General features: G+C 40.4%; 20 protein-coding genes and 2 pseudogenes. 10 read left to right on the top strand and 12 right to left on the bottom strand.

Annotated elements, in window-relative coordinates; all coding sequences use genetic code 11:
- Positions 1-272: 272 nt before the first annotated feature.
- Positions 273-977, bottom strand: coding sequence for a GntR family transcriptional regulator (locus AAEY78_RS08290; protein WP_352338879.1), 705 nt, complete (start codon positions 975-977; stop codon positions 273-275).
- Between the two features lie 153 nt (positions 978-1130).
- Here AAEY78_RS08290 and AAEY78_RS08285 point away from each other — a divergent pair, with 153 nt between their 5' ends.
- The 6 genes and pseudogenes from AAEY78_RS08285 (at position 1131) to AAEY78_RS08260 (ending at position 6415) form a co-directional block, all read left to right on the top strand.
- Entirely contained in the window at positions 1131-1823 is a 693-nt protein-coding gene (locus AAEY78_RS08285; RefSeq protein WP_352338878.1) for an aspartate/glutamate racemase family protein, read from the top strand.
- A gap of 51 nt (positions 1824-1874) precedes the next feature.
- Entirely contained in the window at positions 1875-3281 is a 1407-nt protein-coding gene (locus tag AAEY78_RS08280; RefSeq protein WP_352338877.1) for an NCS1 family transporter, read from the top strand.
- A gap of 125 nt (positions 3282-3406) precedes the next feature.
- A pseudogene (locus tag AAEY78_RS08275) lies at positions 3407-3834 on the top strand (transposase domain-containing protein); the annotation flags it as partial.
- A 136-nt stretch (positions 3835-3970) separates the two neighbouring features.
- Entirely contained in the window at positions 3971-4750 is a 780-nt protein-coding gene (locus AAEY78_RS08270; protein WP_352338876.1) for a transglutaminase-like domain-containing protein, read from the top strand.
- 228 nt (positions 4751-4978) lie between these two features.
- Entirely contained in the window at positions 4979-5311 is a 333-nt protein-coding gene (locus AAEY78_RS08265; protein WP_352338875.1) for a hypothetical protein, read from the top strand.
- A 189-nt stretch (positions 5312-5500) separates the two neighbouring features.
- Positions 5501-6415: a lantibiotic ABC transporter permease gene (locus AAEY78_RS08260; RefSeq protein WP_352338874.1), complete on the top strand. Its 915-nt coding sequence runs from the start codon at positions 5501-5503 to the stop codon at positions 6413-6415.
- Between the two features lie 80 nt (positions 6416-6495).
- On the opposite strand, the gene AAEY78_RS08255 is transcribed toward AAEY78_RS08260, so the two are convergent.
- The 5 genes from AAEY78_RS08255 to AAEY78_RS08235 form a co-directional block, all read right to left on the bottom strand.
- A complete protein-coding gene (locus AAEY78_RS08255; protein ID WP_352338905.1) occupies positions 6496-6579 on the bottom strand; it encodes an HU family DNA-binding protein in 84 nt (27 codons plus the stop codon).
- Between the two features lie 407 nt (positions 6580-6986).
- Positions 6987-7283: a DUF4298 domain-containing protein gene (locus tag AAEY78_RS08250; RefSeq protein WP_352338873.1), complete on the bottom strand. Its 297-nt coding sequence runs from the start codon at positions 7281-7283 to the stop codon at positions 6987-6989.
- Positions 7284-7378: 95 nt separating this feature from the next.
- Positions 7379-7987: a nitroreductase family protein gene (locus tag AAEY78_RS08245; RefSeq protein WP_352338872.1), complete on the bottom strand. Its 609-nt coding sequence runs from the start codon at positions 7985-7987 to the stop codon at positions 7379-7381.
- Positions 7988-8060: 73 nt separating this feature from the next.
- Complete coding sequence (locus tag AAEY78_RS08240; RefSeq protein ID WP_352338871.1) at positions 8061-8999, bottom strand: pirin family protein; 939 nt, start codon at positions 8997-8999, stop codon at positions 8061-8063.
- A gap of 103 nt (positions 9000-9102) precedes the next feature.
- Complete coding sequence (locus tag AAEY78_RS08235; RefSeq protein WP_352338870.1) at positions 9103-9813, bottom strand: pirin family protein; 711 nt, start codon at positions 9811-9813, stop codon at positions 9103-9105.
- A 219-nt stretch (positions 9814-10032) separates the two neighbouring features.
- Here AAEY78_RS08235 and AAEY78_RS08230 point away from each other — a divergent pair, with 219 nt between their 5' ends.
- The gene (locus AAEY78_RS08230; RefSeq protein WP_352338869.1) at positions 10033-10359 is read left to right on the top strand and encodes a GNAT family N-acetyltransferase; all 327 of its coding nucleotides are present in this window, start codon (positions 10033-10035) and stop codon (positions 10357-10359) included.
- 83 nt (positions 10360-10442) lie between these two features.
- Here the strand turns inward: AAEY78_RS08230 and AAEY78_RS08225 are convergent, their stop codons facing one another.
- Both AAEY78_RS08225 and AAEY78_RS08220 read right to left on the bottom strand, forming a co-directional pair.
- Positions 10443-11186, bottom strand: coding sequence for a YoaK family protein (locus AAEY78_RS08225; protein WP_352338868.1), 744 nt, complete (start codon positions 11184-11186; stop codon positions 10443-10445).
- A gap of 11 nt (positions 11187-11197) precedes the next feature.
- On the bottom strand, positions 11198-11581 hold the full coding sequence (locus AAEY78_RS08220) for a DoxX family protein (RefSeq protein ID WP_352338867.1): 384 nt from the start codon (positions 11579-11581) through the stop codon (positions 11198-11200).
- A 143-nt stretch (positions 11582-11724) separates the two neighbouring features.
- On the opposite strand from AAEY78_RS08220, the gene AAEY78_RS08215 reads away from it, so the two are divergent.
- The 3 genes from AAEY78_RS08215 to AAEY78_RS08205 all read left to right on the top strand — a co-directional run bounded on the left by AAEY78_RS08215 (position 11725) and on the right by AAEY78_RS08205 (position 14333).
- Positions 11725-12630: a LysR family transcriptional regulator gene (locus AAEY78_RS08215; protein WP_352338866.1), complete on the top strand. Its 906-nt coding sequence runs from the start codon at positions 11725-11727 to the stop codon at positions 12628-12630.
- A gap of 38 nt (positions 12631-12668) precedes the next feature.
- Positions 12669-13871 carry a low temperature requirement protein A gene (locus tag AAEY78_RS08210; protein WP_352338865.1) on the top strand — a complete coding sequence of 401 codons (1203 nt, stop codon included), beginning with the start codon at positions 12669-12671 and terminating at the stop codon, positions 13869-13871.
- Between the two features lie 108 nt (positions 13872-13979).
- Positions 13980-14333 (top strand): MliC family protein, encoded by a 354-nt coding sequence (locus tag AAEY78_RS08205; protein WP_352338863.1) that lies wholly within the window; start codon positions 13980-13982, stop codon positions 14331-14333.
- A gap of 224 nt (positions 14334-14557) precedes the next feature.
- On the opposite strand, the gene AAEY78_RS08200 is transcribed toward AAEY78_RS08205, so the two are convergent.
- The 4 genes and pseudogenes from AAEY78_RS08200 to AAEY78_RS08185 form a co-directional block, all read right to left on the bottom strand.
- Positions 14558-16132 carry a Tn7-like element transposition protein TnsE gene (locus AAEY78_RS08200; protein WP_352338861.1) on the bottom strand — a complete coding sequence of 525 codons (1575 nt, stop codon included), beginning with the start codon at positions 16130-16132 and terminating at the stop codon, positions 14558-14560.
- The gene (locus AAEY78_RS08195; RefSeq protein ID WP_352338859.1) at positions 16129-16917 is read right to left on the bottom strand and encodes a TnsD family Tn7-like transposition protein; all 789 of its coding nucleotides are present in this window, start codon (positions 16915-16917) and stop codon (positions 16129-16131) included. Before AAEY78_RS08195 ends, AAEY78_RS08200 begins: the two co-directional genes overlap by 4 nt.
- A 30-nt stretch (positions 16918-16947) precedes the next feature.
- Positions 16948-17676: a TniQ family protein gene (locus AAEY78_RS08190; RefSeq protein WP_352338857.1), complete on the bottom strand. Its 729-nt coding sequence runs from the start codon at positions 17674-17676 to the stop codon at positions 16948-16950.
- A 1-nt stretch (position 17677) separates the two neighbouring features.
- A pseudogene (locus AAEY78_RS08185) lies at positions 17678-19320 on the bottom strand (AAA family ATPase).
- Positions 19321-19324 lie beyond the last annotated feature (4 nt).

Below are 19324 nucleotides of genomic sequence, written 5' to 3'. Positions count from 1 at the left end.
TCCAGTTCTCTTCTAAATAATTATTTATCTCAGACTTATATAGCCAGCTGACACTCTAGACCAATAGCTTGGTTTAGCTCTCGGTTTCTTTTTTCATGATCATAGAATTTTAGATATTCTGCTAATTTTATATGGAGGTATGGATGCTTAGAGCTTCCATAAGCAAGAAAAACCACACTTTTTAGTCTAAAAAGTGTGGTTTTTCTTTTTACTAGGATGTGACGTTCCTAATAATATCAGGGTGGTTTAGTGATGCACAGTTTGACCAAGCATCAAGCGTTCAATTGTTCTGCTAAAGTCGCAAGAGGTTCAATAGAGCGCTCGAAGTCAAGACTCGATTCCAGATGTTTCAAATGCTGATCAATCAACAACATGAGCTGTCCTTCATCTCTCGCCTCAATCGCTTGCACAATACGCGAATGCTCATCTTCGGCACAATTCGACGAGCCGAGCTTGTTATATAAACCAATAATTAATGTGGTACGCAGCGTCAGCTCGCTCAAAAATTTCTCTAAGACTTGATTATTAGCAATAGCCGCTAAATCCATATGAAACTTACGTGATAAGCGTAATTCAGCGGGTTTATCACCTTGCGCGCGTGCTTTGGCTTCTGCAGCTATGGTTGCTCGCATATCAACGATGTCTTGTGCGCAAGCATTCTTAATAACATTGCAGGCTATGATTCGCTCAATGGTACGGCGCGCTTCAAACACATCGCTTGCTTCTTTCGGCGAAGGTGTTGAAATAAAAGCACCACGGTTAGGTTGTAGCTGTACCACATGCATAGTAGCAAGCGTCGAAAGCGCCCGTCTAACATTGGCTCTATTACAGTTAAATAGCTCACTTAACGTTGTTTCTACTAACTTTGTGCCAGCAGGCAGCCGCTGCTCTGATACCGCAGCGGTGATTGAATTAATAATCATCTGCTCTGGCACTTCATCAGCGTCAGTATCTATCTTTTTTATTTTCAGTTTCATCATGGTGGCGATTATAGTGCGCTTACTTAATCTTCACAACAAATAATAAAAATATCTATTGTTTTGTTAACAAATTTAGTTAACAATGATTGTTAACATAAATTGTTAACAATCCTTTTCTATTATTAACTAAATAATTGATGGTGGCGCTCTATGAATATTCTAGTGATAAACCCCAATTCAACAGCATCTATGACTGATAAGATCGTAGCAAGCGCTCGTCAAAAGGCAAGTGCTGGCACTACCATTATTGGCGCGTCTGGAACCAATGCGCCCGCTTCCATCCAAGGACATTATGATGAAGCCATGTCTGTTCCAGGGTTACTGGCGCGCTTGAAACAAGCGGAAGCGGAAGGCGTGGATGGCGTCGTCGTCGCCTGTTTTGATGATCCCGGCATTGGTGCTTGTCGTGAGGTGTTTTCAGGTCCCGTTCTTGGGATTTGTGAAGCGGCAGTCAAAGCCGCAAGTATGATCTCAACCTCTTTTAGTGTTGTGACGACGTTGCCGCGTTCTGTACCTGTAATTGAAGAGCTTATTCATGGTTACGGTTTGTCACATCGGTGTAGACGAGTACGCTTTGCTGCAATACCCGTACTGGCACTCGAAGAAGCTGGTTCAGGCGCTCGTGAAAAAGTCCGCGACGAGATTTTGCGGGCGATTCAAGAAGATAATTGTGAGGCTATCGTTTTAGGCTGTGCCGGTATGGCTGACCTAACAGAGTGGCTGACAGAAGAGACGGGCATACCTGTTATTGATGGGGTCACTGTGGCAACGCGCATGGTCGAAGCATTAGTAAGCTGCGGATTAAAAACCAGTAAAATTGGAGCCTATGCGCTGCCAATTTAAGATCAATAAACTTATAACTTACTAAAAAATTTTCCAAGGAAGGAGAGCGTAATGGAGTACACAAAAGGTGGCGCAGCGACAGCAGAAGTAAAAACGATAGCTGTTGAAACGACAGGCGACGAAAGCCTTAAGCCAAATGGCCCAGAAGACAGAACGTTAGGTGCGCTTGGCTATATGTCCTTGTGGGTCGGAGACGGTGTTAACATGGGTAATATGACACTCGGTGCGAGTGTTATCGTTGCTGGTATGGCAATATTAAATATTTGGCAGACTATCGCAGCTGCATTAATTGCCATCGGCATTGTGTCCACCTTTTTTGCATTAAACGACAGAGCAGGCTATAAATACGGTATTCCCTACGTCGCTCACCTGAAAGCATCGTTTGGTAAAAAAGGAACGCTGCTCTCTTCCCTGCTCCGTGCAGTGCCTGCTGTGATTTGGTATGGTGTTCAGAGCTGGATCGGCGGTACCGCATTAAATGAAGTGTTCAAAATATTGTCGAGTGGCGCTTTTGATAATGTATTTGTCGGCTTTATCATTCTTATAGTTGCGCAAATATTGTTGTCAATGAAAGGCTTTAAGAGCATTAAAGTGGTTGAGTCGGTGGCATCTATCGTACTGATGGGCATCGTCATTACGGTATTTATCATCCTTATTAAAGACCACAGTGCCGCCATTTCAACGTCCTGGATTAACGCCGAAGGTACATGGGGAATTGAGTTCTTTGCCTATGTTATGGTATTTCTTGGTAACTATGCGGCTATATTTTTAAGTGCAGCAGACTATTCACGTGAGTTAAAAACAGGCTACACAGATAGAAAAAGAGGACTTCTTTACTTTGTACCGATTATCATCGCTTATGGTTCGGTAATCGTTGTAGGCGCTATGCTTGCAAGTGCGACAGGTTATACCAATCCAGCGCTAGGACTACCAGCATTATTCGATAGCGTTTATATGCAGTTATTTATCTCTGTATTCATTGTGTTTGGCGCGATTGCAGTCAACTTGGTCGCAAACATTGTTACGCCCGCTTACGTCGTTCAACTATTTACAAAGCTGAACTACAAAGCTTCAGTGACCATTACCGGAGTGCTGGCAATGGGATCGTTTCCATGGCTTTTAGTACAGGATGATAATGCAAAAGGACTGGATACTTTTGTTCATGTCTACTCAGCTTTTCTTGGACCGTTAATTGCCATTCTGCTTGTTGACTTCTATTTTATGAGAAAACAGCATATCGATATCAAAGAATTATATAAAAAAGAGGGAGACTTTGAGGGTCTGAACTATGCCGCTCTACTGGCACTTGGTATTGGAACAGCGGCAGCCTTTGTATTCGTTGACCTTGCTTGGCTAATCGGATTAATCGTTGCCGGTATTGCTTATCCGGTTATTACCAAAACAATGTTTAAAGGTTCTACATTCAAAAAAGGCACTATTTTTGAAGAGACAACTTAATAATATAATATCAATTTTATAATATAAAAAAGAGCAGTGAATCCGGTAGATTCCTGCTCTTTTTACATTAAATATGGTCATTTGTCATAACGTCTGTTATGGAAATAATGGCAGCGTTAAATTAAGCGCTAGCAGACAGCAACAAGCTCAAAGATGTCATTCATCATAGCGATCGCGGCGTTCAGTATCTTATCTATCCACGCGCTATACTTCTAGTATGGCTGATTGCGTCATGATTGCTTCTCTTTGCACAACAGGCGATTCATAGGATAATGCCTTGGCTGAAACCGTTAATAGACTTTATAAGTCTGAAGTGATTGAGTACCTAAAATAGCATTGGCATGGGGTGAATGATGTTGAACTGCAGACCCTTGAATGGGTGGCACTGCGAGCACAGCTCTCGTCTTGCGAAGCTAAATCGATAATTAATCGATTTTTAACGCATCTTAGGTTTAATAAAACACGACTGCATAGTACGATTGGTTATGTGTCACCTTTTAAGTTTGAAAAGCAGTATTATGATAATTTAACCCTGTCAGGCATTGATGCCTGACGCAAGTAAACCAGTCTCTGATGTAGTCGGGGCGGTTCATTGCAAAATATCCCGGTTTCGATAGACCTGCGCGGCTTAGGTACCGCCTCGCACCGATCGTCAGCCCGCCAAATCAACACCCTTAGGAAGTTCGAACATGATCCTGAAACTTAACGTCAAACTTCATTATCGACTCTCCGCGCCGATGGACCTGTTGCTTCAGATTGAAGCCGCCGATCTTGGGGATCAGCGAGTGCGTTCGTCCGAGATTTGGACATCAGACGTTGCGCATTTTTCACGGGTCGCCGCCGATGATGGCATAGGAGAGCGGATTTGGATGCGTGCCGAAGGGGATTTTAGCTGCACTTATATCGCAGAAATAGCCGTTGACCGTCCTGCCTTGGACATATCGGCACTGCCTCAAACGCCTCCCCACCTTTTGCCCGGAGAGACGATCCAGCATTTGATGCCGTCTCGCTATTGTCCGTCAGACCAGTTCCAAGCCTTCGTGGACGCCGAGTTTGGTGATCTCGCTGGTGGCGCACGGATTGCCGCGATGCGCGATTGGATCGAGTCGGCGTTTAGCTATGTGCCCGGCTCGAGCCACGCACAAACTACCGCGCTTGACACCTTTGTTCAACGTCAGGGCGTCTGCCGCGACTTTGCGCATGTTCTCGTGACACTAGCGCGAGCGTCGTCGATACCGGCTAGGTTCGCGAGCGTTTATGCGCCCGATGTGACGCCACAGGACTTTCATGCCGTGGCCGAGGTCTATCTCGCGGGAAGCTGGCACCTCATTGATCCGACCGGCATGGCAGATGCCGATACGATGGCGCGCATCGGTGTTGGATCTGACGCGTCCAGCGTTGCGTTCTTAACCGGGTTCGGATCCATGGAATTGGTCAACCAATCGGTATCGGTGATCAGACAAGCTTAGTATCCTACCCCTAGGCCTGCGTTTAAGACAATGACCGCCGCATAATAGTAGGGAGACGGCAGTAGTCTTGCTCAATCGGTTTCGCGCTCTTCACGTTCTTTCTTTACCCTGTGGATCAAGGACACGGTAGGCATGCCATGTTGCGTGTTCAAGAATAAGCAAGATCAAGATCTGCTACAAACGAGTAACGGCGTCGGTGTTATTATCTCAAGACAGATGCTGTTCCTCATGCAAGATAAAAAATTTACTAAAGCGTCTCAAGCTGCTGCCGTTTTAGGACTGATTCCTATTCAGTCTCTAAACCCATTTTCAGAGTGGTTTATTTACTCAATGAGTTATCAGTATATGATCGGTGCGCTATACAGGCATCGATGTGGCAGAGGTATGAAGCACCTCGGCATTTTTATACTCTATAAGGTTGTTGAATCTCAAACAATCCCAGCGTGGTTCAGCATACAGCATCAAAGAAATATTTTTTATGATATTCATCTGCCCAATAATGATATTGATAATGTCGCAAATCTAGAGAGCGTAAAAAGCTTACTACAAACATCAATATAAACCATGAAATATGCGGCGTCTTTTTACTGAAAAACGGTACAGCATTCAAAAGGTAGTAAACCGTAACAGTGGCATTATTAGATAATTAAAATACTAAAAGAGTATCATGTGGGGATTATTTGCATAACGGATGGTGAAAAAGGGGAGTAACACCCGCTTTTTTATGAATGTTTTTTATTAGGATAGGTCATGCTTCTTCGTTTTATTGCGCGTCATAGCACATTAATTATGCCAGTTTGCGCCATTGTAGGCTTTGTTTTCCCAAACTTATCCAATGCAGTATTGGTATATTTACCCCAAATACTGTTCTTCTTAATGTTTTTCACTTTACTGGGTATCGATCAATACGCGTTGTTAAAGCGTATAGCGACAAGCTATGTGTGGGTTTTTGCTTTGTTACAAAGCGGGGGTATGAGTCTGGCTTTGATATTAATTGCTTATGCGCTCGGTGTACGTGGCGATTGGCTATTGGCTATTGCAGGTCTTGGTGCCACTGCCCCATTGTTTGGCAGTGGTGCATTGGTCAATGCGGTGGGGTTTGATGCACAACTGGCGACGGCAAAAACTATCGCTGCGACCCTCGTTATGCCCTGTACATTATTAGGCGTATTGTGGCTATTAGGCGATGAAAATGCGCATTTAGATGTTGGTACTTATATCACACGTTTGTTAATTTATATTGTTATGCCAATGGTGCTAGCTGTGGCGGTGCGTCGGTTTGTTTCACCTGCTATTTTGTCACGTTATTATCCTAAGATTGGACAGTTTAATATTTTACTGCTGATGTTGTTTCCATTGGGACTGATGGCAGGATTTCGTACCACCTTTGACAATGATCCATGGCAAGCATTGTTATTACTAGTGCTCAGTTCGGTATTGGCATTAGTGTTTTATTTTTCCGCTTATTTTATATATCGGCGTTTTGGCTATGAAAATGCCATTGTCGCTGCATTAGTGTGTGGCGGACGCAATGTATTACTGGCTTACACCATAACAGTACCCTTTATGGGTGCGGTGTTTTTACCGTTACTGGGCGCTTTTCAATTACCAGCATTTTGCTTACCCTTATTGGGCAAATATATGGCAAAACGCCATAAAATATAAAGTGCGATCTAGGGATTTAAAATCAGGTTTCAGTTTATCGATTCTATTAAGTCTTCACTCAAGGTAACTTTGATAAGTACTCATTCAGGAATATCGACTGGCTCAGCAGTCCTAGGATTTCTACCCTTTCGAGCACTCCTTTTGACTTTTAAAAAAGGTAGCAAACGCTATCAATTTTAATCTTTTTTAATCTTTCATTTTCTTCTAATTTATCTAAGCTTTCAGCAATTACTTTGAGCACTGAATTTAAGATAACTAAACTGCCCCGGCATTGTCTGCATACCTAAATGTAACCAGTCAAAGCCGATTTTTCCTATCCAAAGTCATTTGTCATAACGTCTTTTATGGGAACAGTTTTTTATCGGAATAATGAACTTTTTGGGGATGTGTTCCGAATATCAATCTTACTTATATGTGCTTGAGTCTAATTACCGCTTAAATAGAACGCTCAATATTGAAGCGATAGAAAATCATAGAAAACATAAGTTTCTTGTTTTTAATTCCTATTAAACTATTTTCAGTATAGAAGAGGCGGTTAATATATATTGCTTTGAAAAATAAGGTTTTAGAGTCAACGGTCTATAACATCTAGTCCTAGCCTCATCCAGCGAATTGCCTGCTCTTGATGGTCTGTTAATGCACTCCACAGAGCGTCTTCACTGATAATAGAATACCTATTATCTGCACACTCAACCATCACATTGTTTTCATGATCTTTTCTCCACTGCTCACTCTGATAGTAAGTTTGAAGCTCAGATAATAATGTACTGGCTTCTAGCCATTTTTCCTGAGCATCTTGCATCTGTTCATTTAGCTCGTGCCAACGCTCATACTTTTTTTGCAGCGCTTGTGCATCAAAAACTTCCATTATATGACTCCCGTTTATAATTATAAAAAAAACCATAAAACCGCTCAGATATATTCATAGCAGCTTCATGGGTTATATTGTATTCAAAGCTAATATTAGCCAAATACTTTCATACGCTCTTCAACTGGCTTAAACGCTTTGTCGCCTGCTGGCTGCTCAATCGCGCCAAATACCATTTGCGCATTCAATTCCCAATGCTCATCGATATTCCATTCTTCAGCGACTTTTTTATCGATAATTGGATTGTAATGCTGTAAATTAGCGCCGACATCAATACTGGCTAAGGCAGTCCAGATAATGTACTGATGCATTGCATTGGTTTGATCCGACCAAATTGGGAATTTATCCGCATATAAAGGCGCAGCGGCTTGCATGTTTCTTACAACACTATGGTCTTCAAAGAACATAATAGTACCAGCGCCGGCTTTGAAGCCATCCATTTTTTGCTTGGTAGCAGCGAACTGCTCTTCATTATCAACGATATCACGTAAGGTATCTTCGGTGATTTGCCACAGCTTGTTATGGTCATCACCAAATAAAACGACGATACGTGTTGATTGTGAGTTAAAAGCTGATGGTGTATGCAAAATCGCATGCTCAACCAAATTCACGATTTCGTCATTTGATACTGGTAATTGGTCGCTTAGTGCATAGATAGAACGACGTTTTTCAGCCAATTGTTGTAAATCTTTTAGATTTGACATTATTTTCTCCAGTGATTATTTATGAGTTTAAGTGATTAAGAACTAAGTTATAAAGTTAAATGGTAATCAACCTTCAACCTTTAAAGCCTTGAGGTAATTCAGGTGCTATCAAACGCTTCATATCAGAGTCAACATTACCAAAACGCTCGTGACCGTTATTCCAATCAATAATAGATTGCTCAATATCTTCTTTATTGTCCGCGACGAAGTTCCACCACAATAATACTTTTTGGTTCAACGGCTCACCGCCTAGAAACATTAACCTTGTGCCTTGTGTTGCACGTACTTGGACACTACGCTTATCGGTAATATCAGCCTCATCAAAGCGAATGAGCTCATCTTGCTGATAGGTTTTGCCTTTAAACTCAACCTCACCAACGACGACTAATATACCGTGCTCAAAGCCTTCGAATAAATTGAGGGTAACCTCACTATCCTGCATAAAATGAACATCAATACCAACTAGCTTTGAATATTGCAGGGTTGGAGCAGTATAAGTGTCTCTGGCAGTATTGGTATAGCTACCCGTAGTTAAAGTCAATTTGACGTCATTTTCAGTCCATGTTGGCAAGTCAGGATAATGATGAAAGCTGCGTTCAATCTGCTGATCCGTTGGTAGTGCAATCCATAATTGCACTGCATGTAGAGCGTGTGCCGCCTCATCTGAGCCACCATTATCTGGAAATACGCTCTGCTCAGTATGACTAATACCTTGCGTAAGCCCTGTTCCAGCCGTCATTAGATTGACTTTGTTTTTAGTAATCACTTGCTCATTACCTAAGCTATCTTTGTGCAATACCTCGCCCTCTAGCATCCAAGTAAAGGTTTGCAGATTGGTATGCGGATGACGACCTACCTGTAATCCTGGTTCTTGCTCACCAAACTCGGCAGGGCCTGCGTGATCTAAAAAGCACCACGCACCGATAGGTTGTTTTCCCTTATTGGGTAATAAACGGGCTATCGGAATACCGCCAACATCAGCCAACCTTGGCTCTAGGGTTTGAATACTCATCATTCACCTCTTATTATAGATAGTTATAGATTATTGAATGCTTGCTTATAACTTAGTGCTATTTTTTTGTATGGATTGATACTGCTGTTTAATACATTATTACTTAGTACATAGGTACTTCCATTAGTAGTACTCTTGCGTTCTCGGTTACATTCATCGTGAAGCTTTTAGTGTCTGAGATACCAAGACCGTCACGAGTATCAAGCACGTTACCGTTGATAGTCACTTTACCCTCTAGTACCAAGACATAGACACCGTTATTGACATCTTTTAAATCATAAATTTGGGTAACGTCTTTATCGAAATAACCCATATGGAACCACGCGTTTTGATGAATCCAAACACCAGCGTCGTCCGCGTTTGGCGATAGCACTTGGTTGAACTCATTAGCTTTCATGTCCTCGTCCATATGCACTTGCTGATAACGCGGCATCACACCCATTTTGTTGGGAATCACCCAAATTTGTAGAAACTTAACAGGCTCATTGGCATCGCCATTCATCTCGCTATGAGTAATACCGGTGCCCGCTGACATGACCTGAATCTCACCAGTCTCGATGACGCCTTGGTTACCGATATTATCGCCATGAGCTAACTTCCCACTTAGAGGAATACTGATAATTTCCATGTCGCGGTGTGAGTGCTTGCCGAAACCTTGACCGCCAATCACAAAGTCATCGTTGATGACTCGTAGCGCGCCAAAACCCATACGCTCTGGATTATGATAATTGGCAAAGCTAAAAGTATGCTTACTTTTGAGCCAGCCATGGTTAGCATCGCCACGAGAATCTGCTGCATGATAGATCGTTTTCATAAGTTATCCTTTATTTTTAATTGGCTTGTTTAAGCTATGGTTCTATTATAATTGTTGACCATATATAGATAAACAGTGCTTATTGCAAATGACTATTCTTATTTATAGAACAATAAGTGCTTAGAATTAACGTAATATAATAGTCACGCTATCATTCGCGTCACCCATTAGTGACAATAAACAGGTGCAAAAAATATTAACGATAAAGAGAGGGAAACCATGTCAAACCTACATACCATGAATCATGAAGTTATCGACAATAAAGAACAAAAGCGCTTCGAGATTCATATTGACGATCAGGTTGCGTTTGAAGAGTATGAGTTTTTTACTACATCGACAGGTGAAGAAGGTATTGAATATAAGCACACCTTCGTGCCTGAGTCGCTCAGTAGTCGTGGTATTGCAGGTTACTTAGTTAAAACCATTTTGGATAATGCTGCTGCCAAAAACTTACGCGTTAAACCGACTTGTCCTTATGTGAAATCCTATATTGATAAGCATCCAGAATACCAAGCCAATTCGGTGTTTCATGGTGCAAAAGCCTAAGACAATATGAATAAAAAAAGCCATGATAAATCATCATGGCTTTTTACGATTAATGGCATTACTCAATAACGGTAGGACTTTTATTAGCTAATATGCTGTAAGAACTCTGAATCACGGGCTAGTAGCGATAAGTACAGCACAGGAATGATAAATAAACTGACTGCCCAATAACTGAGATTCACGTACAGCACCGCGCCGAGTAGCGCGCCAATCACAAAGCTGATAACCAATGCCGCGCTATGCCCTAATTTTTTAGCATTATCAGCGCTACGATTGGCAATATAATCTGACAGACCAATACCCAGTTGGGTCGTATTGCCCGTCATTAGCACCGTTGGACTCATATGTTTGATGACTGTTTTACTAGCCGTATTACGAATAGCAAGTGCCGTTAAACCCAAACCACCAGTGATGGCGACCGATATATCGCCTGCTTCCGTGAAAGGTTGAAAGGACAACCCTGCTATCATAAAGGCGCTCAAAAATAGCGCTTCTGCCAAAAATAAATGACTGAGTACTAATGTTTGCCTCCGGCTTTTATCAATGTATATTTTGGTAATAACCACCGTTATTATAAAAAGTGGCACTGATGCTAGCTTGATCCATAAGCCATCTTCACCTTTGACCAAACCACTACCAGCCAGTACTAAGTTACCCGTGACATGGGCGGTAAAAAAGCCAAATAAAGTGATAAAGCCAATAGTATCAATCGCCCCACCAACTATCGTTAATAGTATAGGCGCTTGATAGCGTTGCCAAAAGCTTGGGGGTAATAGATTGTGTTTTTGTAGCTGATCGCTGCTATTTAGCTCATCTTTTTGAAGCATTCCGATTGCCTCTACACCCGTTTATTATCAATTGAATAAGCACCTGCCCCATGAGCAAAAATCATCAAAAATCCACCTGCCATTGCAATGTTTTTCATGAAAGGATTCATCTGTGATTCATCTATCCAAAACTGATGGAAAAGCAGCGCTGAGAAGATACTAAAACCTGCCATTAAAACTGCCACAAGGCGGGCTTTAAACCCGAGTAAGATAGCGATACCGCCAAAAAGTTCAACCGCAATAACTAGAGGTAGTAACATCCCAGGCACCCCCATTGACTTCATATAACCTTGAGTGGCAGCGTAGCCGGTAATTTTAGTAAAACCTGAAAAGATAAAAATCATTGATAAAAACAGGCGTCCAATTGGAGCGCTCAACGCTTGCAGGTTGTCCATGGGTTTTCTCCGGTAATAGAATATTTTTTAAGCTTTTATTTGATTATGAGACGGTACTATTGTATTCGTTGCTTATAACTAGATAAACCGTAATAATCACAAATATAAGTTCTTATTTAAAGAACAATTAAGAGGTGGTTCACATGGGACAATTAGAAGATATGGCAATGTTTGTGCGTATTGTCGAAGCAGGCAGTATTACCAAGGCTGCCGAGCAGCTAAACATCGCAAAATCTGCGGTAAGCCGGCGTTTAAAGGAGTTAGAGACGCGCTTGGGCAGTCAACTGATTAGCCGAACCACGCGTCAATCAAACTTAACCCAAGCTGGTGAGCAGTATTATCAAAAGGTGAACCATATACTCAGTGAAGTGGATGCGCTGAATGAAGAGACGAGTGGTACTCCGACGCGTATCGAAGGGACATTAAAGATGACTGCACCATTGTCCTTTGGTTTGATGCATTTGAACGATGTTATTGATGAATACGCCAATCAGCATCCTGAGTTAAATTTTGAGCTAGATTTTTCTGATCGGCATACTGATTTGATTGAGGAAGGGTTTGAGTTAGCGATTCGTATTAGAGAGTTACAAGATTCCAGTTATCAAGCCAAACGTCTAGCACTGATTCGTTATGCGTTATGCGCCAGTCCCGAATATTTAGAGAAAATGGGTACGCCAAAGACTTTTGACGATCTGACAGAACATGAGTTTTTACAATATGGTATGAGCAAATCTAGCACGATAGAAATGATAGATGAGCAAGGTAAGAAGCATCAAGTAGCAGTAAACGGTAAAATAAAAGCCAATAATGGGGACTTTTTGCGGGAGATGGCAGTCAAAGGTCATGGTATTGCTTTTCTGCCAACTTTTATTACTTATCAAGCCTTAATCAGCGGTGAGCTGGTGCCTATTCTGCAGCAATATCAATTGCCCACTTTAAACGCTTATGCGGTCTATCCTAAGAATCGCTTTTTATCACAGCGCTGTCGCTATCTTATTAACTTTATTGCTGAGCGTTTTGGCGACAATCCATATTGGGATAAGTTTTGATAAGCATTTACGGCTCAACACTTAACGGACAAGCTTAAATGAACATGATACCTGCTCTCAATAAGATAAGTGCCCGCGATCCCAACGAGCCAAATCGACCCTCAACAACGCTTGAGCTATTATTTGATTTAGTCTATGTCATTGCCGTTTCAGCAGCAGCAAGCGGCCTTTACCAGCGCTTACTTGAGCATGACTTTTTAGGGTTTTTAACTTTTATAATAGCCTTTTTTATTTTATGGAATGCTTGGACGAGCTTCACATGGTTTGCTTCCGGCTACGATCCTGATGATTGGTACTATCGTCTCTCAGTATTACTGCAAATGTTTGGCTCATTAATGATTGCCGCCAACATCAATCAGTTTTTTGAGCAAGGGCTAACTTGGATAGGAGTCACTGGTTACGCGATCATGCGATTGGCCAGCTGTAGCCAGTGGTGGCGTGTCTATCGCCAAGTAGAAGGTCACAAACGGGTAGCTGGTCGCAGTATTATTGGCTTACTAACGCTACAAAGTGTTTGGATACTTTGGTTATTTCTACCTGCTTCGATACAAACGCCTGCATTGTTTTTATTTATAGCAGCTGAATTACTGATGCCAATGTGGGCGCGTGCAGCACAGAACATCAATTGGCATCCTCATCACATGGCTGAACGTTATGGTCTGTTGACTATTATTGTTTTAGGCGAAGGAGTGCTAGGGGTCAGTAACAGTATTCGAACCTTTTTAGTCAACTCCGAGTCTGCTGCTAGCGCAGTTATATTATTAGGTTCAAGCCTTGTGGCATTGGTTTTTGCTTTATGGTGGCTGTATTTTACGATCCCGTTTGGTACTATTTTGGACAATGAGCGTCGTCGTTATGATTTATTCTTATTTGGCTATGGGCACTTTTTTGTTTTCGCTACGCTTGCAGCGTTAGGCAGCGCGCTTAATTTAGTGACCGATGCTTGGGCAGATACTCTAAATCGTACAGTCACCCAGCCTTATGCTATGGGGTTATTGATGATAATGCTATTTGGCTTTTTAGTGACCCTAACCTTACTTCGAGCCTTGATGTGCCGTAAATCAAGTCACAATATGACGGCTCTCATTCTTGCCACCTTTATTATTTTGCTGAGCTATACCGTAGTAGCGCAAGGGCTATCGATTACTTATGGTATTTGGCTCAGCCTGCTCGCACCTATAATAATGACGTGGTACTTTCATCAAGACAACAAGCAATGGGAAGTGCTAAATATAGCTTAAATATAACCATTTACAGCAAAATTTAACATTAACAATTTTAGTTTGCGCTACCATGAATTTTTTTATCATTTTCTTTTTCACTAAATATTTTTATCAACAAGGACTATTATGAAAAAACTAATGGCTGCGACTCCTGTTGTGTTACTACTAGCGGCTTGTGCTACTAACGCACCTATGACTAGCACTGATCAAAAAACTACTATGTCCTGTCAGGATAATGGTCAAGTTATGGCTGCCTATTCAGCTAACGGTCAAGTGGCTAACCTAAATGTGACGTTGCCTAAAATTGGTATAAACAATAAAAAGCTCACCTTGAATCAAGCGGTTTCAGGTTCTGGCGCCCGTTATACTAATACTACTGACCCTAAGATGAGCTATGATTGGCATACTAAAGCAGATTACGGTGTCATAAGTGTAAGCATGGCAAACGGTCAGACATATAGTGTCAACTGTAAAATATAAGTATTAAAAGCTATTAAGTTTCAATGGTTTTGTTTTTTAAATTATATCCCAAGGGAACCATTTAAAAAGGTTTGTTAATCAATTAACTGACTATTCATAGTAGACCATCATAATGGGACTAATCAAAACAGATTGGATACATTCAGACATGAAATGGTAAATTAAATGTCCATTATCCATAGTAATAAGTAAACTTGTTAATTTAAGAAGAGGCGGCTATTTGATTAGGAATATTTAGCTAAACCTAAAGCCTTATCCAATCGCTTTTGCCATCGCATAAAATCGTCACTACTTTCGGTAAGTTCAAGCATATCTTGAGGATGACTCAGAGTCTGGACAGTACCAAATTTCTCTAAATGATTGGTTTTAGGCCAACGTAGTGACCTTTTAATAACTATGCTCAACAGTTCATCGATATGATCATTCCAATAATCTATATCATTAATTTTTATTATTAAGGTCGATATTGGCTTAGAGTTATCAGTGGTATCTATTTCTAAAACGACGAACTGAGATGTGCCAGTTTCGATTCTTACTTCAAGTAAAGATCGTTTATTACCGTCTATTGTTCTATGTAACCTCGATCGACCAATAGCTGGTAAAAAGTGCAATTCTTCATGGCAGTCAACATCATGTTGCTCTGATAGTTTTTTGATTAGTAGCTTAAATGCTTCAAATCGCTGCATACAAAGCTCTAAGACCTCACTTTCATCATCAAGTCCTGAGAAATCAGATTGGCATGCAGTACCATCAATTGTAGCTTCATCTGCACTAAGATCAAGCTCTAAGATTTCCTCATAATCTTCAGACTCTAGCCCTTCCGTACTTGGAACCCTTTTTTTAACGACCTTTCGAGTTTCTATTGCATTGGCAAAACTAAAAGATGTGGTTGGAATATCTAACGTCTTTAATTTAGTATCAATATCTGCATCTTTCTGATCATCAATAATGTTGCTATCTGCTGAACTGACTGACTTAGCTTTACTACTTTTAGTGCTGCCTTTTATACCAGTTTTGAATTTCTCGCTATAAAACCTCACTATTTTAGGCAAAAAAGAAGAAATGTTGCTAATGCCTAAAATCTCATAAATATAGTAATTGCCAGTGTCCTTATCCATCCAACCTCTGGTCTCTAGTGAGATATTGTCAAGCCGTGGCGGACTAAATCCAAAGCGCCATGTTTTCTTGTTTTCAGTTTCCTGAACTTCTTCAATAAAATTTTTTGCAATACTCTCATAAGAAAAACGGGCGTTCTTATCTATTAGCAACCAAGCCAGTAAGCGTCTTTGTCCTTCATTTTCAAAAGATTTTATAGGTAAAGAGCTTACAGGCAAAACATTTACTAATACCGAATCATCCTGTATGTCTTGAATCCAAAACTCTCGACTGAGTAATCCCTGATCAATACAATTTCGAGCAAGATAGGCATTATGAAAAAATAAAACTCGTGCAAACTCAACTTGAGGTATACGAACTGTTACCGTTGACTCATTTGATTTGATATTGTCAAATACAAAGGTATTACCACCGCCTTCTGAATCAGTACCTACTCGCCAATCAGAAGTAGAAATATGACTCAAACTAAATGGATAGCCACCTTTACGAGACTGCCCATCTGAAGGGTTTATAACTCTTCTTTTAGCGAGAGCTGGTAGATTTGATAGCCTAGTATGTAATATCTGAATTTGCCTAGCGCTTGTCATGCACAGCTCAAGGTTCCATGACTTCAAATGTTTAAACTTGAAAATATTAGCAACATATATTATTTTAGATTTTTCAGGAAAACCTTTAGGTATCATATACTTACCTTGTTTATTCGCATATCTGCAATACTGTGCACCTGCTCTGGAAACCTACTAGACTCAGGAGTAATGCGCTCATCACTTAATTTAGCCAGTCGTAATATTTCCCAGCGCTGTAGAGTCTGATTGTTCAATATACTACCAATCAACACATGGCTTAACCGTCTTATTTGATAGTTACTAACGTCTTCGCTATATCTGTTCAAAAATGCTGAGACTAAAGGTAGCTTATCTTGATTTTTTTCAATCATTGAGACTGAATCAGTTTGATTCATCCACCACTTTTTTGATTTACGAGGTAATGTTAAGTCGAAACATGTGTGATTATTTATTTTGATCAAAGACCGCACAAACTCGCTATCTCGCCTTTGCCAATCTACAGTGAATCCTTTAGGTATGTGACGTTGATGGTAGTTTTTGTTTGTATTAATAAACCATGTCTTATCGTTACGATATAGCCATGCGTAAAGAGCTTGATTGGTTTTTCTAGCACCTTTGATAGATTGGTTTTCTTTAATCAGTTCCATCCAAAGATTTCGCTTAGCTTCTGTCAGTTCACTGCCAGGCTTTACGTTGTTTTTCGCTTGTGTAATCTTTCTTGGCAATGTAGTTGTCTGACTTTTCACCTGCACCATTATTTCTTCAAAAGACCATTCTTGCTCTAATAAAGACTCAATAGCAACAATATGTTCAAGATAACTGAACGATTTGCGATGTTTACGAAAAATACCGCGAAGCCAACCTGTTTCACTGTTAAGTCTATGAAGATTGTTCGTTTCCAAAAACTCTAATGACCATCTATTTTTCACCTTTTATAGTATACGAAGATGATCAATATGTTTAGAACCTTTTATACAGTCGTGAGATCGAGCTAAACCGTGATAAAAAATGGTCCACTGCTCAAAAGTTGGAGAAGGTTGTTTGGCTAAGGATAAAAGCTCAGTTATTTTAGAGATGAGGAACCTATCATCTTCACTGATGCTTTCCTGTTGTTTTATAACACAGTTATGTGGAGTAGGGGCAATAAAATCATGACGGGAGTTAGGGCGATATTCAACTGAAGAATCCGCTAATTTTCCATGCTTCCTACAACAAGTTATTCCTGAAATTTGCCATATACGTGACCAATACCATTCACCATAGGCTTTAAACTGCTCATCAAAGCATTTTGGACAGTAACGGATATATTTTACAGAGGGCAGTCTTGATGCATTATTACCTATTGCTAAGTGAATAGAGCCTTGCGAATGATTAGCCATCCATCTCAAACATTCTTGTCGCCTAGACTCAGGTATAAAAGAAGCATACAAAGGAAAAAGCGTATGCTGATATGCAATATAATTTAGAGTAAAACGGTTATGGGGGTAATGACTCGTAATTTTAGATAAATGACACGGTAAATCAATTGTTGCAACTATGCCTCTGTCTTCAAAAACATCATCTAATAACTGCTTTGGGCTGACTATTCCCGCTCTAATTTTATATCTAGCAACTGTGCTATAAATTAGCTCTTCGTCATACGGAATAGGGAGGTTGATCATATCAACTCACCTTAGGTAGCCAATCATTAATATCAAATATTAGCGATGTAGAGTCTTTTAAGTGTTCATAAAATGAATTGACTTGTTCCTTTTGAGTGAACTGATAGCGTAAATCCTCAGAGTCAAGAGTATGCCAATCTGTCTGTTTTACAGATTTTGATTTTTTGGTACGATTACTTGCTTTAGAGTCACTTTATAAAGCGCTATCTTCAGCTTTAATCTCTTTCAACCATTCTAAAATAATAGGTATCAAATCAGCCATAGATGCTTCAGGTAGCTCAGAAACTGCTCGTTTGACCGTAGGAACTAGTAGAGAGGAGTCCTGCCCCATATCGACTAACATACGATGTAATCTAATGCTTAGTTCGCAGCCCTGATACTCTGATACCTCATCGAATTCAAAATTTTTTTGATGTAGCTTACTTTGAAGCTGTAATAACTTTTTATCAATATCGGGTATCACCAGATCTGAGAACTGAGCGATTTTATCTGCTCTACCAGACTGTAAAGCTTCTATCATAGGGTGTATAGGTCTTAAATCTTCATCGTAAGTAGTTTGCAGTAGTTTAACCGTAATACGTTCTAACCCTGAGTCTATAGCCCTGAGCTGAGCTAGCACAAAAAGCTTAACTACGATATCTAAAATGCCTTGTGATAGATCATACCAACGACCTCTTACATCATCGGACAATATGACATCTGCTTTTTTCAGCCATTGATGTTTCCACAAGTTGTCTGTAAACCTGTTCCATTCAGATTTATATGTTTTGCCATCTGCTCCCAAAAAACTGAGCCAAAACCCGCTCCACGACGAGCTGATCTTAAATCTCCTTCAAAAATGAACCTAGCTTTTGGTGTCCCAACCATAACTACAGGAAGACCTACTGTATTTACTAGTGTCACAAAAAAATTCAACACTTTTTCAGCACCACCAGATTTATTGACACTGAGATGTTGTATTTCATCTATTACTAATAGTCCAATAGCATGATGATTAGAAATTTGGCGCATCAGGTTTAACAAAGTTTCGATACCGTGTCGTTTTAACGCATATTTATTTTCGTAATTAGAGTCTAACGCTTGATCAATTGCCCTAAAAAAGTGAAGGCATAGGCTTTTAAGTGAACCATCATGCGGACAATCTGCTCTTAGGTAGACAATTTGAGTAAAGTTCAATTATGAATGATAAATGACTTGAGGGTAGGTCGATAAAATCTTATTAAGCGTGGTTGTTTTACCGCTACGTGAGCAACCTATAAATGTCAAACTACGAGCTGTAGAAGTCACTGTAGGAAACCTAATCATATCGTCCTCACCAGACATTAAACGCTCATAGCCATTTTGCAGATGAGTATTTAGAAAGCCGTCTTTAGGATTACGTCCAACATATCCTTCACGAATCATAATTGATAATTTCTTCTCAAGATCAATATGACGATTAATAGGCTGAAAAAACAGCCCCATCATTTGAGAAATCAAATGTGCTCGAACAGACGATGAAGCCTGACAGTCAGAATGATTAGACTCTATGCTGCCCTTCAGTCTTTTAGCTACTTGTGCTGGTTCTAGAACGTTAGGCAATGCTTCAATAAATGGATTCCCTTTATAAGATCCAAAACTCTCCTTGTAAATTGCATTAATCATTACT

Source organism: Psychrobacter sp. 16-MNA-CIBAN-0192 (assembly GCF_040309565.1).
Taxonomy (GTDB): domain Bacteria; phylum Pseudomonadota; class Gammaproteobacteria; order Pseudomonadales; family Moraxellaceae; genus Psychrobacter.
This window is presented reverse-complemented; position numbering and strand designations above follow the sequence as displayed.